Genomic DNA, 14,464 nt, shown 5'->3' with positions numbered 1-14,464 from the left:
AAAGTACTTTTAGAAAATTTAAAATATTCTTAAAAGTAAAATCTATTCTGCAGGAACATAGATATAAATATAAGACTTTATTGTATAATAAAGGAAAAGTCACTTGTGAAAGGAGGAAACTTTCCGCTGTTTGGTCAGAGAGTAAGAGCAGTGGACGTTTGAAGAATGGGAGGTCTCATTCAGTCGGTTACTTTCTTTTTACTTGTTTAGTTGGAGGCACTAAAAATTTTAAGAAAAAAAGAAAGCGCTTTATTCACAGAGAATATGAAAGGTAAAATATGAAGTATAGGGATTTTGATCGAAAACGACGATATGGCATTAGAAAATTTGCAGTTGGAACAGCTTCTGTACTAATTGGTACAGTTGTATTTGGAGTTTCGCCAGTTTTAGCCCAAGAACAGGGAAATGTAGTAGCGCCAAGTACTGAAAATGTGGAAAAAGGCAAGGAACAATCATCAGAAGAGGTGCCCAAAGAAGCAGCGGTAGCCAATGTATCTGATGCTGATAAGAACGCAGTTGGGACTGAACTAGATCAAGATAAGCTCAAGAAGCAGGTAGAAGAAAAGATAGCAAATGCAACGGAAACAGCCCTAAAGGAAGAAGAAAAATCAACAGATTCGAATGCTATTCCTCGTGATTATTATTCAAGGGATTTGCAAAATGCCACTCCAGTCCTAGAAAAAGAAGATGTTGAAACCAATGCGGCAAATGGTCAGAGAGTTGATTTATCAAGTGAACTAGACAAACTAAAGCAACTAAAAAATGCTACAGTTCACATGGAGTTCAAACCAGACGCATCAGCTCCACGCTTTTACAATCTCTTCTCTGTATCCAGTGACACCAAGGAAAATGAGTACTTTACTATGTCAGTCCTTGATAATACAGCTCTTATTGAAGGGCGTGGCGCTAACGGGGAGCAGTTCTATGATAAGTATACAGATGCTCCTTTGAAAGTTCGCCCTGGACAATGGAATTCCGTGACCTTTACTGTCGAACAACCGACAGCGGAATTGCCAAAAGGCCGAGTGCGCCTCTATGTGAACGGAGTATTATCTCGAACAAGTCTGAAATCTGGTAATTTCATCAAAGATATGCCAGATGTAACGCATGCTCAAATCGGAGCAACCAAGCGTGCCAGCAATACAGTTTGGGGAAGCAATCTACAAGTTCGAAACCTAACCATCTATGATCGTGCCTTAAGCCCAGAAGAAGTTCAGACAAGAAGTCAACTATTTGAAAGAGGTGATTTGGAGAAGAAACTTCCAGAAGGTGCGAAAATCTCAGAGAAAGAAGATGTCTTTGAAGGGGGAATGAACAACAAACCAAACAAAGATGGTATCAAGAGTTATCGTATTCCAGCTCTGCTCAAGACAGATAAAGGAACTCTGATTGCAGGTGCAGATGAACGCCGTCTCCATTCGAGTGACTGGGGCGACATCGGTATGGTCATCAGACGTAGTGAAGATAATGGTAAAACTTGGGGTGACCGAGTAACCATTACCAACTTACGTGACAATCCAAAAGCTTCTGACCCATCGATCGGTTCACCAGTGAACATTGACATGACCTTGACTCAAGATCCTGAAACCAAACGCATCTTTGCCATTTATGACATGTTCCCAGAAGGAAAAGGAATCTTTGGTATGTCTTCGCAAAAAGAAGAAGCCTACAAAGAAATCAATGGCAAAACCTATCAAATCCTCTATCGTGAAGGAGAAAAGGAGGCTTATACCATTCGAGAAAATGGTACTGTCTACACACCAGATGGCAAGGCGACGGACTACCGTGTTGTTGTAGATCCTGTCAAACCAGCCTATAGCGACAAGGGTGATTTATACAAGGGTGACCAGCTATTAGGCAATATCTACTTCACCACAAACAAAACTTCTCCATTTAGAATTGCTAAGGATAGCTATCTATGGATGTCCTACAGTGATGACGATGGGAAGACCTGGTCAGCGCCTCAAGATATTACTCCGATGGTCAAAGCTGATTGGATGAAATTCTTGGGTGTAGGTCCAGGAGTGGGGATTACCCTTCGTACTGGACCACATAAAGGTCGAATCGTCGTTCCTGTCTATACGACTAACCGTACCAACCACCTCAATGGTTCCCAATCATCTCGAATCATCTACTCTGACGATCATGGTAAGACATGGCATATGGGTGGTGGTGTCAATGACAATCGTAAACTTTATGATGGTACCGTGGTTGATTCAAGCACCATGAACAATTATTATGCTCAAAATACCGAGGCTTCAGTTGTTCAGTTAAACAATGGGGATCTCAAACTCTTTATGCGTGGATTGACAGGAGATCTACAGGTTGCAACCAGTCATGATGGTGGTCTAACTTGGGACAATAACGTTGATCGCTACGATGTACCAGATGTTTATGTTCAAATGGCTGCGACTCATACGGTTCAAAATGGCAAAGAGTATATTCTCTTGGCAAATGCAAATGGTCCAGGTCGTAAAAATGGCTATATTCGAGTGGCTCGTGTAGAAGAAGATGGACAGTTGACTTGGTTACACCACCATTTGATTCAAGAAGGCGAGTATGCGTATAACTCTCTTCAACAAATTGGGCCAGATGAATTTGGACTTTTATATGAGCATCATGCGCCTGGAGGTGTCCCATATACACTTTCCTTCAAGAAATTCAACTGGGATTTCTTGACCAAGGATTGGATTTCTCCTAAAGAAGCAAAAGTGAAATACGCGATTGAAAAATGGCCAGGTATTCTTGCGATGGAATTTGATTCGGAAGTATTGGTCAACAAGGCTCCAACCCTTCAATTGGCAAATGGTAAAACAGCACGTTTCATGACCCAGTATGACACAAAAACCCTCCTATTTACGGTGGATTCAGAGGATATGGGTCAAAAAGTTACAGGTCTGGCAGAAGGTGCAATTGAAAGTATGCATAACTTACCAGTCTCTGTGGCAGGGGCTAAGCTTTCGAATGGAATGAACGGAAGTGAAGCTGCTGTTCATGAAGTGCCGGAGTACACAGGCCCATTAGGGACATCCGGCGAAGAGCCAGTCCCGATAGTAGAGAAGCCAGAATATACAGGCCCACTAGGGACAGCTGGCGAAGAGCCAGCCCCAACAGTCGAGAAGCCAGAATTTACAGGCGGAGTTAATGCTGTTGAGGCTGCAGTTCATGAAGTCCCAGAGTACACAGGTCCATTAGGCACAGTTGGAGAAGAGGCAGCTCCGACAGTTGAAAAGCCAGAATTTACAGGTGGGGTTAATGCTGTTGAGGCCGCAGTTCATGAAGTCCCAGAGTACACAGGCCCACTAGGGACATCCGGCGAAGAGCCAGCTCCGACAGTCGAGAAGTCAGAATACACAGGCGGAGTTAATGCTGTTGAGGCGGCAGTCCATGAACTTCCAGAGTTTAAAGGTGTGGTTAATGCAGCCGATGCAGCTGTACATGAAATTGCAGAATATAAGGGAGCTAATTCGCTTGTAACTCTTGCTGCAGAAGATTATACTTACAAAGCTCCTCTTGCTCAGCAGAAACTTCCTGATACAGGGAATAAGGAGAGTGGACTCCTTGCCTCACTAGGACTAACAGCTTTCTTCCTTGGCTTGTTTGCAATGGGGAAAAAGAGAGAAAAGTAAGAGAATAATTTTAATCATTTGGCTTTGTAAAATTAGAAGGAGATAGTAGGTTTTTCAGCCTGCTATCTTTTTCTTTCGGTTCAAGGTGTGCTAATAAGAAATTCTAAGATGTCTGAAACTACTTTCAGGATAGTCTGTTCTATAAAATAGTTTTGAAACTGAAATCTATTCCACTACAAACTATTGAAAGCGCTTAACAAATGATATATAATAAGCCCATAAGAACAAGAAAGGGAGGAAAGAGGATGCCACAGATTAGCAAAGAAGCCTTGATTGAACAAATCAAAGATGGAATCATTGTCTCTTGCCAGGCACTTCCTCACGAACCGCTTTATACAGAAGCGGGAGGGGTTATCCCCTTGCTAGTCAAAGCGGCTGAGCAAGGTGGAGCAGTCGGTATCCGAGCAAACAGTGTTCGTGATATCAAGGAGATCAAGGAGGTTACGAAACTCCCGATTATCGGGATTATCAAACGTGACTATCCGCCACAGGAGCCATTCATTACAGCTACTATGAAAGAAGTTGATGAATTGGCTGAACTAGACATAGAGGTCATTGCTCTGGATTGTACCAAACGTGAACGTTACGACGGTTTGGAAATCCAGGACTTTATCCGACAAGTCAAAGAAAAATATCCTCATCAACTCTTAATGGCTGATACTAGTACTTTTGAAGAAGGGCTAGCAGCAGTCGAAGCAGGAATTGATTTTGTTGGAACAACCTTATCAGGTTATACTTCTTACAGTCCAAAAGTAGATGGTCCAGACTTTGAACTGATCAAAAAACTTTGTGAAGCAGGGGTGGATGTCATCGCTGAAGGGAAAATTCATACACCAGAACAAGCCAAACAAATCCTTGAATATGGGGTACGAGGCATTGTTGTCGGTGGAGCTATTACTAGACCAAAAGAGATTACGGAGCGCTTTGTTGCCGGTCTTAAATAACACAATCTCAAAAAAGAGGAGAGTGGTCGATGCGTCGGATAAAATGAAAACGTATACAAATAGAAGCTTACTCACTATCCAATATGGACACGCTTATTAATTAGGAGAATACAAATGAAATTTAGAAAACTAGCTTGTACAGTACTTGCAGGTGCTGCGATTCTTGGCCTTGCTGCTTGTGGTAACTCTGGTGGAAGTAAAGATGCTGGAAAATCAGGAAGCGATAGCGGAAAAACAGAAATCACTTGGTGGGCATTCCCAGTCTTCACACAAGAAAAAACTGGCGATGGTGTTGGAACTTATGAAAAATCAATCATCGAAGCTTTTGAAAAAGCAAATCCAGATGTAAAAGTGAAATTGGAAACCATTGACTTCAAGTCAGGTCCTGAAAAGATCACAACGGCCATTGAAGCGGGAACAGCGCCAGACGTACTCTTTGACGCACCAGGACGTATCATCCAATACGGTAAAAATGGTAAATTGGCTGAGTTGAACGACCTCTTCACAGACGAATTCGTCAAAGATGTCAATAATGAAAACATCGTACAAGCAAGTAAGGCTGGTGACAAAGCTTACATGTATCCAATCAGTTCTGCTCCATTCTATATGGCCATGAACAAGAAAATGTTGGAAGATGCAGGAGTTGCAAACCTTGTAAAAGAAGGTTGGACAACTGATGACTTTGAAAAAGTTTTGAAAGCGCTTAAAGACAAAGGATATACACCAGGTTCATTGTTCAGTTCTGGTCAAGGGGGAGACCAAGGAACACGTGCCTTCATCGCAAACCTTTATGGCGGCTCTGTAACAGATAAAGATGTAACAAAATATACAACAGACGATCCTAAATTCGTCAAAGGTCTTGAAAAAGCTGCTAGCTGGATCAAGGACGGTCTATTGAACAATGGTTCACAATTTGACGGTGGAGCAGACATCCAAAACTTTGCAAACGGTCAAACTTCATACACAATCCTTTGGGCTCCAGCTCAAAATGGTATCCAAGCTAAACTCTTGGAAGCAAGTAAGGTAGATGTGGTAGAAGTACCATTCCCATCAGACTCTGGTAAGCCAGCTCTTGAATACCTTGTAAATGGATTTGCAGTATTTAACAACAAAGACGACAAGAAAGTCGCAGCAGCTAAGAAATTCGTTCAATTCATCGCAGATGACAAAGAATGGGGTCCTAAAGACGTTGTTCGTACAGGTGCCTTCCCAGTTCGTACATCATTTGGCAAACTTTATGATGACAAACGTATGGAAACAATCAGTAGCTGGACTAAATACTACTCACCATACTACAACACAATCAATGGATTTGCTGAAATGAGAACACTTTGGTTCCCAATGTTGCAATCTGTATCTAATGGTGACGAAAAACCAGCAGATGCTTTGAAAGCCTTCACTGAAAAAGCTAACGAAACAATCAAAAAAGCTACAAAACAATAAGCACTAAGTCAGATTGATTCCCCCTTTTCCCTGTGCACTACGGTGTAAGAAAAGGGGGACTTTTGTTTGAAATGTAAGGAACTGTCACGAAATTAAAATGAAGTTCTTACATAAGCGAATCTTAAAAAATTTCATTTTGATTTTAAAACAGTTCAAGAAAATCAAAAAATATTCTATTTGAAAGAGAGGTGCCGACTGTGAAAGTCAATAAAATTCGTATGCGGGAAACAGTGATTTCCTACGCTTTCCTAGCACCAGTATTGTTCTTCTTTGTGATCTTTGTCTTGGCTCCTATGATTATGGGATTCATTACAAGTTTCTTTAACTACTCCATGACCAGCTTTGAGTTTGTTGGCTTGGATAACTACATTCGCATGTTTAAAGACCCTGTCTTTACCAAGTCTTTGATCAATACCGTTATCCTAGTTATTGGATCAGTACCGATTGTTGTACTCTTCTCGCTCTTTGTAGCATCTCAAACCTATCATCAAAATGCGATTGCTAGATCCTTCTATCGTTTCGTCTTCTTCCTTCCTGTAGTTACAGGTAGTGTTGCCGTAACGGTTGTATGGAAATGGATTTACGATCCCCTATCAGGGATTCTGAACTTTGTCCTTAAGTCAAGCCATATCATCAGCCAAAACATTTCTTGGTTGGGTGATAAAAACTGGGCCTTGCTAGCGATTATGATCATCCTTTTGACAACATCTGTTGGTCAACCGATTATCCTTTATATCGCTGCCATGGGAAATATTGACAATTCACTGGTTGAAGCAGCTCGCGTTGACGGAGCGACTGAGTTCCAAGTGTTCTGGAAGATCAAATGGCCTAGTCTTCTTCCAACAACTCTTTACATCGCAATCATTACGACTATCAATTCATTCCAATGTTTCGCCTTAATTCAGTTGTTGACATCTGGTGGTCCAAACTACTCAACAAGTACACTGATGTACTACCTTTACGAAAAAGCCTTCCAATTGACAGAGTACGGCTATGCGAATACCATCGGTGTCTTCTTGGCAGTGATGATTGCCATTGTCAGCTTTGCTCAATTCAAGATCCTCGGAAACGACGTAGAATACTAAAGAAAGGAGACAGTTATGCAACCTACACAAAAGAAGCCTTTAACAGCTTTCACTGTTATTTCAACGATTATCTTGCTCTTGTTGACCGTGCTGTTCATCTTTCCATTCTACTGGATCTTGACAGGGGCCTTCAAATCACAGCCTGATACCATTATGATTCCACCACAGTGGTTCCCTAAAATGCCAACCATGGAGAACTTCCAACAACTCATGGTGCAAAACCCTGCTATGCAGTGGATGTGGAACTCTGTATTTATCTCATTGGTAACCATGTTCCTAGTGTGTGCAACCTCTTCTCTAGCAGGCTATGTCTTGGCTAAAAAACGTTTCTATGGCCAGCGCATCCTCTTTGCAGTCTTTATCGCTGCCATGGCTCTTCCAAAACAAGTTGTCCTTGTACCATTGGTACGTATCGTCAACTTCATGGGAATTCATGACACTCTCTGGGCAGTTATCTTGCCTTTGATTGGATGGCCATTTGGGGTCTTCCTCATGAAACAGTTCAGTGAAAATATCCCAACAGAATTGCTTGAATCAGCTAAAATCGACGGTTGTGGTGAGATTCGTACCTTCTGGAGCGTAGCCTTTCCTATCGTGAAACCAGGATTTGCAGCCCTTGCAATCTTTACCTTCATCAATACTTGGAACGACTACTTCATGCAGTTGGTTATGTTGACTTCACGTCAAAACTTGACTATCTCACTCGGGGTTGCGACCATGCAGGCCGAAATGGCAACCAACTATGGTTTGATCATGGCTGGTGCAGCTCTTGCAGCCGTGCCAATCGTAACCGTCTTCCTTGTCTTCCAAAAATCCTTCACTCAGGGTATCACTATGGGAGCTGTCAAAGGATAATACTCTGCGAAAATTGAGTTCAAACTACGTCAGCATCACCTTGCCATACTTAAGTATTGCCTGCGCTTAGCTTCCTAGTTTGTTCTTCGGTTTTCATTGAGCATAAGAGAATACAGAGTTATAAGTGTCTACAAAATGTTGGGTATTTTCTTGCCTTAGAGATTTTGTCAGACACTTATAAACTTAATCTATGATTTTAGTTAACTATCAGAAACGAAGGAAACAGTATGATTTTTGACGATTTGAAAAACATCGCCTTTTACAAGGGAATCCATCCCAATCTAGACAAGGCTATCGACTATCTCTACCAGCATCGTAAGGATTCTTTTGAACTCGGTAAGTATGAGATTGACGGGGACAAGGTCTTTCTAGTTGTTCAGGAAAATGTCCTCAATCAAGCTGAAAATGATCAATTTGAACACCATAAACACTATGCAGACTTGCATTTGCTGGTAGAAGGGCATGAATATTCGAGCTACGGTTCACGTATCAAAGACGAGGCGGTAGCATTCGATGAAGCGAGCGACATTGGTTTTGTCCATTGTCATGAACGCTACCCACTATTGTTGGGCTATCACAATTTTGCGATTTTCTTCCCAGGAGAACCGCACCAACCAAATGGCTATGCAGGTATGGAAGAGAAGGTTCGCAAATATCTCTTTAAAATTTTGATTGATTAAAAGAATCAGGAGGAGCAAATATGGCACAAAAAGGAGTAAGCCTTATCAAGGCAGCATTTGATACAGATAACTTTCTCATGCGTTTCAGTGAGAAGGTCTTGGATATCGTGACAGCCAATCTTCTTTTTGTCGTCTCTTGTTTGCCCATCGTGACGATTGGAGTGGCTAAAATAAGCCTCTACCAAACTATGTTCGAGATTAAGAGAAGTAGACGAGTTCCAGTTTTCAGAACCTATCTGAGAGCTTTTAAGCAAAATCTGAAACTGGGGCTTCAGTTGGGTCTGTTAGAGTTGGGCATTGTGTCATTAAGCTTTCTAGATCTCTATCTCTTCTGGGGACAGACAACTTTGCCTTTCCAGATTGTGAAAGCTATTTGTTTGGGGATTCTCATCTTCCTCACTCTGGTGATGCTGGCTAGTTATCCCATCGCTGCGCGCTATGATTTGTCTTGGAAAGAAGTGCTGCAAAAAGGGCTTATCTTGGCAAGTTTTAACTTTCCGTGGTTCTTCCTCATGTTAGCCATTCTCTTTCTTATTGTGATGCTTCTTTATCTATCCGCCTTCACTCTCCTTTTGGGTGGATCGGCCTTTATCCTCTTTGGTTTTGGTTTGCTAGTCTTTCTCCAAGCAGGTTTGATGGAGAAAATTTTCGCCAAATATCAGTAGGATGACTTGTTTCTGAAACTACTTTCAATCGTTACAGTTTCTAAAATACAAGTAGAAACTAAAATCTAAGTGTATACAAGATATTGAAAGCGATTTTCACAAGGTGTATACTAAACTTGTAAAAAATAGAACTGCTCTCAGCAGAAAAAAAGAAATCTTAGGAGAAAATCTATGTCAGATTTGAAAAAATACGAAGGTGTCATTCCAGCCTTCTACGCATGTTACGATGATCAAGGAGAAGTAAGTCCAGAGCGCACACGTGCCTTGGTTCAATACTTCATTGATAAGGGAGTTCAAGGTCTCTATGTCAACGGTTCTTCTGGTGAATGTATCTACCAAAGCGTAGAGGACCGCAAGTTGATTTTGGAAGAAGTCATGGCAGTTGCTAAGGGCAAATTGACCATCATCGCTCACGTAGCTTGCAACAATACCAAAGACAGTATGGAACTTGCTCGCCATGCGGAAAGTTTGGGTGTAGATGCCATTGCAACGATTCCACCAATTTACTTCCGTTTGCCTGAGTACTCAGTTGCCAAATACTGGAATGACATTAGTGCTGCAGCTCCAAACACAGACTACGTGATTTATAATATTCCTCAATTGGCAGGAGTTGCTTTGACTCCAGGTCTCTACACTGAAATGTTGAAGAATCCACGTGTTATCGGTGTTAAGAATTCTTCTATGCCAGTTCAAGATATCCAAACCTTTGTCAGCCTTGGGGGAGAAGACCACATCGTATTCAATGGTCCAGATGAACAGTTCCTAGGTGGACGACTCATGGGTGCAAAAGCTGGTATCGGTGGTACTTACGGTGCTATGCCAGAACTCTTCTTGAAACTCAATCAGTTGATTGCTGACAAAGACTTGGAAACAGCGCGTGAATTGCAATACGCTATTAACGCAATCATTGGCAAATTGACTGCTGCACATGGAAATATGTACGGTGTCATCAAAGAAGTTTTGAAAATCAATGAAGGTTTGAACATTGGTTCAGTTCGTTCACCATTGACGCCAGTGACTGAAGAAGATCGTCCAGTTGTAGAAGCAGCTGCTCAATTGATTCGTGAAACCAAGGAGCGCTTCCTCTAATCCATAAGGAGGTATTTATGACACACTACGTTGCAATTGATATTGGTGGAACCAACATCAAATATGGTTTGATTGACCAAGAAGGCCAACTTGTTGAATCGCATGAAATGCCAACTGAGGCGCATAAGGGTGGCCCTCATATCTTACAAAAGACAAAAGATATCGTAGCCAGCTATTTAGAAAAAGGCCCAGTAGCAGGTGTTGCCATTTCTTCTGCAGGAATGGTGGATCCTGATAAGGGTGAGATTTTCTATGCTGGCCCACAAATTCCGAATTATGCAGGGACCCAGTTCAAAAAGGAAATCGAGACTAGCTTTGCGATTCCTTGTGAGATTGAAAATGATGTCAACTGCGCAGGTCTTGCTGAGGCAGTATCTGGTTCAGGAAAGGGAGCGAGTGTGACACTTTGCTTGACCATTGGAACAGGTATCGGTGGCTGCTTGATTATGGATGGGAAAGTTTTCCATGGATTTAGCAATTCGGCCTGCGAAGTCGGTTACATGCACATGCAGGATGGAGCTTTCCAAGACCTGGCTTCTACGACAGCCTTGGTAGAATATGTGGCAGCGGCTCACGGTGATCCAGTTGATCAGTGGAATGGCCGACGTATTTTCAAGGAAGCTACTGAAGGAAACAAGATTTGTATGGCTGGCATTGACCGCATGGTAGACTATCTAGGAAAAGGTCTGGCAAATATTTGCTACGTTGCCAATCCAGAAGTGGTTATTCTTGGTGGCGGTATCATGGGGCAAGAGGCTATCCTCAAACCAAAGATCCGCACAGCCTTGAAGGCAGCCTTGGTACCAAGCCTAGCTGAAAAAACACGATTAGAATTTGCCCATCACCAAAATACAGCAGGGATGCTCGGTGCATATTACCATTTCAAAACAAAACAATCCTAGTTTGGCTGGACCAAACTAGGATTTTCTAACGCGTTTTTGTCTACGATAGCCGTTGAGTTTTTTATTTTCCCAATAACTATTAAAGATTTTTTCCTTGCTCTCGCGATTGATTTCCAAAAAGTAGGCATAAATCAAATCTATTAAAATGAGCATAGGGAGTTGAGCGGAAATACGCTGGATGTAAGAAGATTGACTATGGCTTGCCACAAGGACCGTTTCGGTATAAGCCTGACTATTTTTGTTTGGTGCGCTGGTAAAGAGGATGGTCTTGGCGCCCATTTCCATGGCATCCAACAAACTATCGAGGACGGATTGGGTAGTGCCTGATAGGGAAAAACCAAGTACCAAACAGTTTTCATCCATGATGCTAGTCGTCCATGCAAAGCCATCCTGATCGGTCAAAGCTTCACAGACAACACCTAGTCGCATAAAACGCAGTTTCATCTCACGGGCAATCAGACCAGAACTTCCCGTTCCAAAAAAGTAAACTCGTTCTGCATCCTCAATTAACTGAGCTACACGTTCAAGCTGCGCTTCATCGATCAAATCCTGTGTTTGTTCCCGTAGGTTGCTGTAGCTTCGAAGTACACGTTTGGTCAAAGGACTATGTTTGTGAGAATGGGTGTCCTGTTTATTGGCCTGGTGCTGGTATTGAAAAACAAATTCTCGATAGCCAGTAAAGCCACATTTTTTTGCAAAACGGGTAAGGGCAGCTTGGGAAACATGCAGTTTTTGAGTAACCTGTTGCGATGATAGATCATCCACAATCGTATCTACCTGCAAGAAATAACGAGCTATTTCCTGCTCTAACTCTGTTAATTCTTCAAAATGAAGATCAATAATAGTTGCGATATCCTGCTTTTTCATGGAGCTCCTTTTCATGAGTCAAACTCTTAAAAGTTGACGATTGCCTGCTTATTAACATCATTATATCATAGAAGATAGGATAACTAAATAAAAAGGCATTTTCAGATAAAAGTCAAAAAATACTTCTCCTTTTCCAAGAGTTTCTCCGTAAAATATGGTACAATGAAAAGTACTGAGCTTCACCCGTTTGCTCTATTATTTTAGCTGAAAATGAAGGTGAAAATCGAAAATTTTTCTAGAAAAGAGTCTTAGTTGTATGAGAAAATTCAATAGCCATTCGATTCCGATTCGGCTTAATTTACTGTTTGCGATAGTTATCCTGCTATTTATGACCATTATCGGTCGATTGTTATACATGCAGGTACTGAATAAAGATTTCTATGAAGCAAAGTTGGCATCAGCCAGCCAGACTAGGGTGACAACCAGTTCAGCTCGAGGGCAGATTTATGATGCAACAGGGAAACCCTTGGTAGAAAACACTGTTAAGCAGGTTGTTTCTTTCACCCGAAACAACAAAATGACAGCAGCAGAATTGAAGGAGACAGCCAAGAAACTTCTCACATATGTGAATGTAACCTCCCCTAATCTGACAGATCGTCAGATTGCAGATTATTACTTGGCGGACCAGGATATTTACAAAAAAACAGTCGAGGATCTGCCAAGTGACAAACGTCTAGATTCAGATGGAAATCGCTTATCTGAAGCGACTCTCTACAATAATGCGGTTGAAAGTATTGACGTGAGTCAACTCAATTATACAGATGATCAGAAAAAGGAAATCTATCTGTTTAGTCAACTCAATGCTGTTGAAAATTTTGCAACGGGCACTATTTCTACGGATGCCTTGGATGATACTCAGGTCGCTCTCGTCGCATCAGCGTCCAAGGAATTACCAGGTATCAGTATTTCAACCTCATGGGATAGAAAAGTACTGGACACTTCTCTATCGTCTATCGTCGGTAGTGTTTCAAATGAGAAGTCCGGTCTTCCAGCTGAGGAAGTTGACGCTTATCTCAAGAAAGGTTACTCTCTCAATGACCGAGTGGGAACTTCTTATCTTGAAAAGCAATATGAAGATGTCCTCCAAGGCAAACGCTCCGTCAAAGAAGTGCATCTCGACAAACATGGAAATATGGAAAGTGTGGAAAATGTCGAGGAAGGAAGCAAAGGAAACAATATCAAACTAACGATTGACCTAGCTTTCCAGAATGGTGTGGATGACCTACTCAAGAGCTACTTTAACTCGGAGTTGGGTAACGGTGGAGCAAAGTATTCTGAAGGAGTCTACGCTGTAGCCCTCAATCCTAAAACCGGAGCAGTTCTAGCCATGTCTGGTATTAAGCATGATGTTGAATCAGGCAAACTGAGCTCAGACTCTCTAGGCACAGTCACTAACGTCTTTGTGCCAGGTTCTGTTGTCAAGGCGGCAACCATCAGCTCTGGCTGGGAAAATGGAGTTTTGTCAGGCAATCAAACCTTGACAGACCAGCCGATTGTTTTCCAAGGTTCAGCTCCTATCAATTCATGGTATACCTTGTCCTACGGTTCTTTTCCTATCACAGCGGTTGAAGCCTTGGAATACTCATCCAATACCTACATGGTGCAAACAGCTTTGGGAATTATGGGACAGACCTATAAACCCAATATGATGGTAGCAACGATCCAACTAGAGACAGCAATGGGCAAATTGCGGTCAACCTTTGGGGAATATGGACTCGGAGCTTCAACAGGGATTGACCTCCCAGATGAATCAACAGGATTTATACCAAAAGAATTTGATTTGGCCAACTATCTAAATAATGCTTTTGGTCAGTTTGACAACTACACACCTATGCAGTTAGCCCAGTATGTCGCGACCATTGCAAACAACGGCGTACGTTTGGCTCCTCACATCGTTGAAGGGGTTTATGGAAACAATGACCAAGGTGGCTTAGGTAGTCTAGTTCAAGAAACAGCTACCAAGGAAATGAACAAGGTTAATATCTCAGAAGCAGATATTGCTATCTTGCAACAAGGTTTCTATCAAGTTTCTCATGGAACGAGCGCTCTGACAACTGGTCGTGCCTTTTCAAATGGCGCAGCCGTTTCCATAAGCGGGAAAACGGGAACGGCCGAAAGTTATGTTAATGGCGGTCAAAAGGCCAATAATACCAACGCAGTTGCTTATGCTCCGTCCGATAATCCTCAAATCGCAGTCGCAGTCGTCTTTCCTCATAACACCAACCTTACAAACGGTGTCGGACCTTCGATTGCACGCGACATTATCAATCTTTACAACAAACACCATCCAATGAATTAGAAAGGA

The 14,464-nt window shown here is 42.1% G+C and carries 11 protein-coding genes; 10 read left to right on the top strand and 1 reads right to left on the bottom strand.

Features of this window, described 5'->3' with window-relative positions; all coding sequences use genetic code 11:
- The first annotated feature begins 278 nt into the window (after positions 1–278).
- From D8862_RS03165 to D8862_RS03125, 9 genes are all read left to right on the top strand, one after another.
- Positions 279–3,629: an SIALI-17 repeat-containing surface protein gene (locus D8862_RS03165; RefSeq protein WP_125448657.1), complete on the top strand. Its 3,351-nt coding sequence runs from the start codon at positions 279–281 to the stop codon at positions 3,627–3,629.
- Between the two features lie 245 nt (positions 3,630–3,874).
- Positions 3,875–4,573, top strand: a complete 699-nt coding sequence (locus tag D8862_RS03160; RefSeq protein WP_001135647.1) for an N-acetylmannosamine-6-phosphate 2-epimerase — start codon at positions 3,875–3,877, stop codon at positions 4,571–4,573.
- A 114-nt stretch (positions 4,574–4,687) separates the two neighbouring features.
- Positions 4,688–6,016: an ABC transporter substrate-binding protein gene (locus D8862_RS03155; protein ID WP_000672107.1), complete on the top strand. Its 1,329-nt coding sequence runs from the start codon at positions 4,688–4,690 to the stop codon at positions 6,014–6,016.
- Between the two features lie 218 nt (positions 6,017–6,234).
- Positions 6,235–7,101 (top strand): carbohydrate ABC transporter permease, encoded by an 867-nt coding sequence (locus tag D8862_RS03150; RefSeq protein WP_001209417.1) that lies wholly within the window; start codon positions 6,235–6,237, stop codon positions 7,099–7,101.
- Positions 7,102–7,116: 15 nt separating this feature from the next.
- Complete coding sequence (locus D8862_RS03145; protein ID WP_001183243.1) at positions 7,117–7,956, top strand: carbohydrate ABC transporter permease; 840 nt, start codon at positions 7,117–7,119, stop codon at positions 7,954–7,956.
- A 227-nt stretch (positions 7,957–8,183) separates the two neighbouring features.
- A complete protein-coding gene (locus D8862_RS03140; RefSeq protein WP_000575428.1) occupies positions 8,184–8,636 on the top strand; it encodes a NanQ anomerase/TabA/YiaL family protein in 453 nt (150 codons plus the stop codon).
- Positions 8,637–8,656: 20 nt separating this feature from the next.
- Entirely contained in the window at positions 8,657–9,301 is a 645-nt protein-coding gene (locus D8862_RS03135) for a YesL family protein (RefSeq protein WP_125448656.1), read from the top strand.
- Positions 9,302–9,472: 171 nt separating this feature from the next.
- Positions 9,473–10,390, top strand: a complete 918-nt coding sequence (locus D8862_RS03130; RefSeq protein ID WP_125448655.1) for a dihydrodipicolinate synthase family protein — start codon at positions 9,473–9,475, stop codon at positions 10,388–10,390.
- Positions 10,391–10,407: 17 nt separating this feature from the next.
- A complete protein-coding gene (locus D8862_RS03125; protein ID WP_125448654.1) occupies positions 10,408–11,292 on the top strand; it encodes an ROK family protein in 885 nt (294 codons plus the stop codon).
- Positions 11,293–11,307: 15 nt separating this feature from the next.
- On the opposite strand, the gene D8862_RS03120 is transcribed toward D8862_RS03125, so the two are convergent.
- A complete protein-coding gene (locus D8862_RS03120) occupies positions 11,308–12,159 on the bottom strand; it encodes a MurR/RpiR family transcriptional regulator (RefSeq protein WP_125448653.1) in 852 nt (283 codons plus the stop codon).
- 256 nt (positions 12,160–12,415) lie between these two features.
- Between D8862_RS03120 and pbp2b the strand changes: the two genes are divergently transcribed.
- Positions 12,416–14,458, top strand: a complete 2,043-nt coding sequence (gene pbp2b, locus D8862_RS03115) for a penicillin-binding protein PBP2B (RefSeq protein ID WP_125448652.1) — start codon at positions 12,416–12,418, stop codon at positions 14,456–14,458.
- The last annotated feature ends 6 nt before the right edge of the window (positions 14,459–14,464 follow it).

This window comes from Streptococcus oralis, assembly GCF_003942585.1.
GTDB lineage: Bacteria > Bacillota > Bacilli > Lactobacillales > Streptococcaceae > Streptococcus > Streptococcus oralis_BE.
Note: the sequence above shows the minus strand (reverse complement) of the source record. Positions and strands in the feature narration are given on the sequence as shown.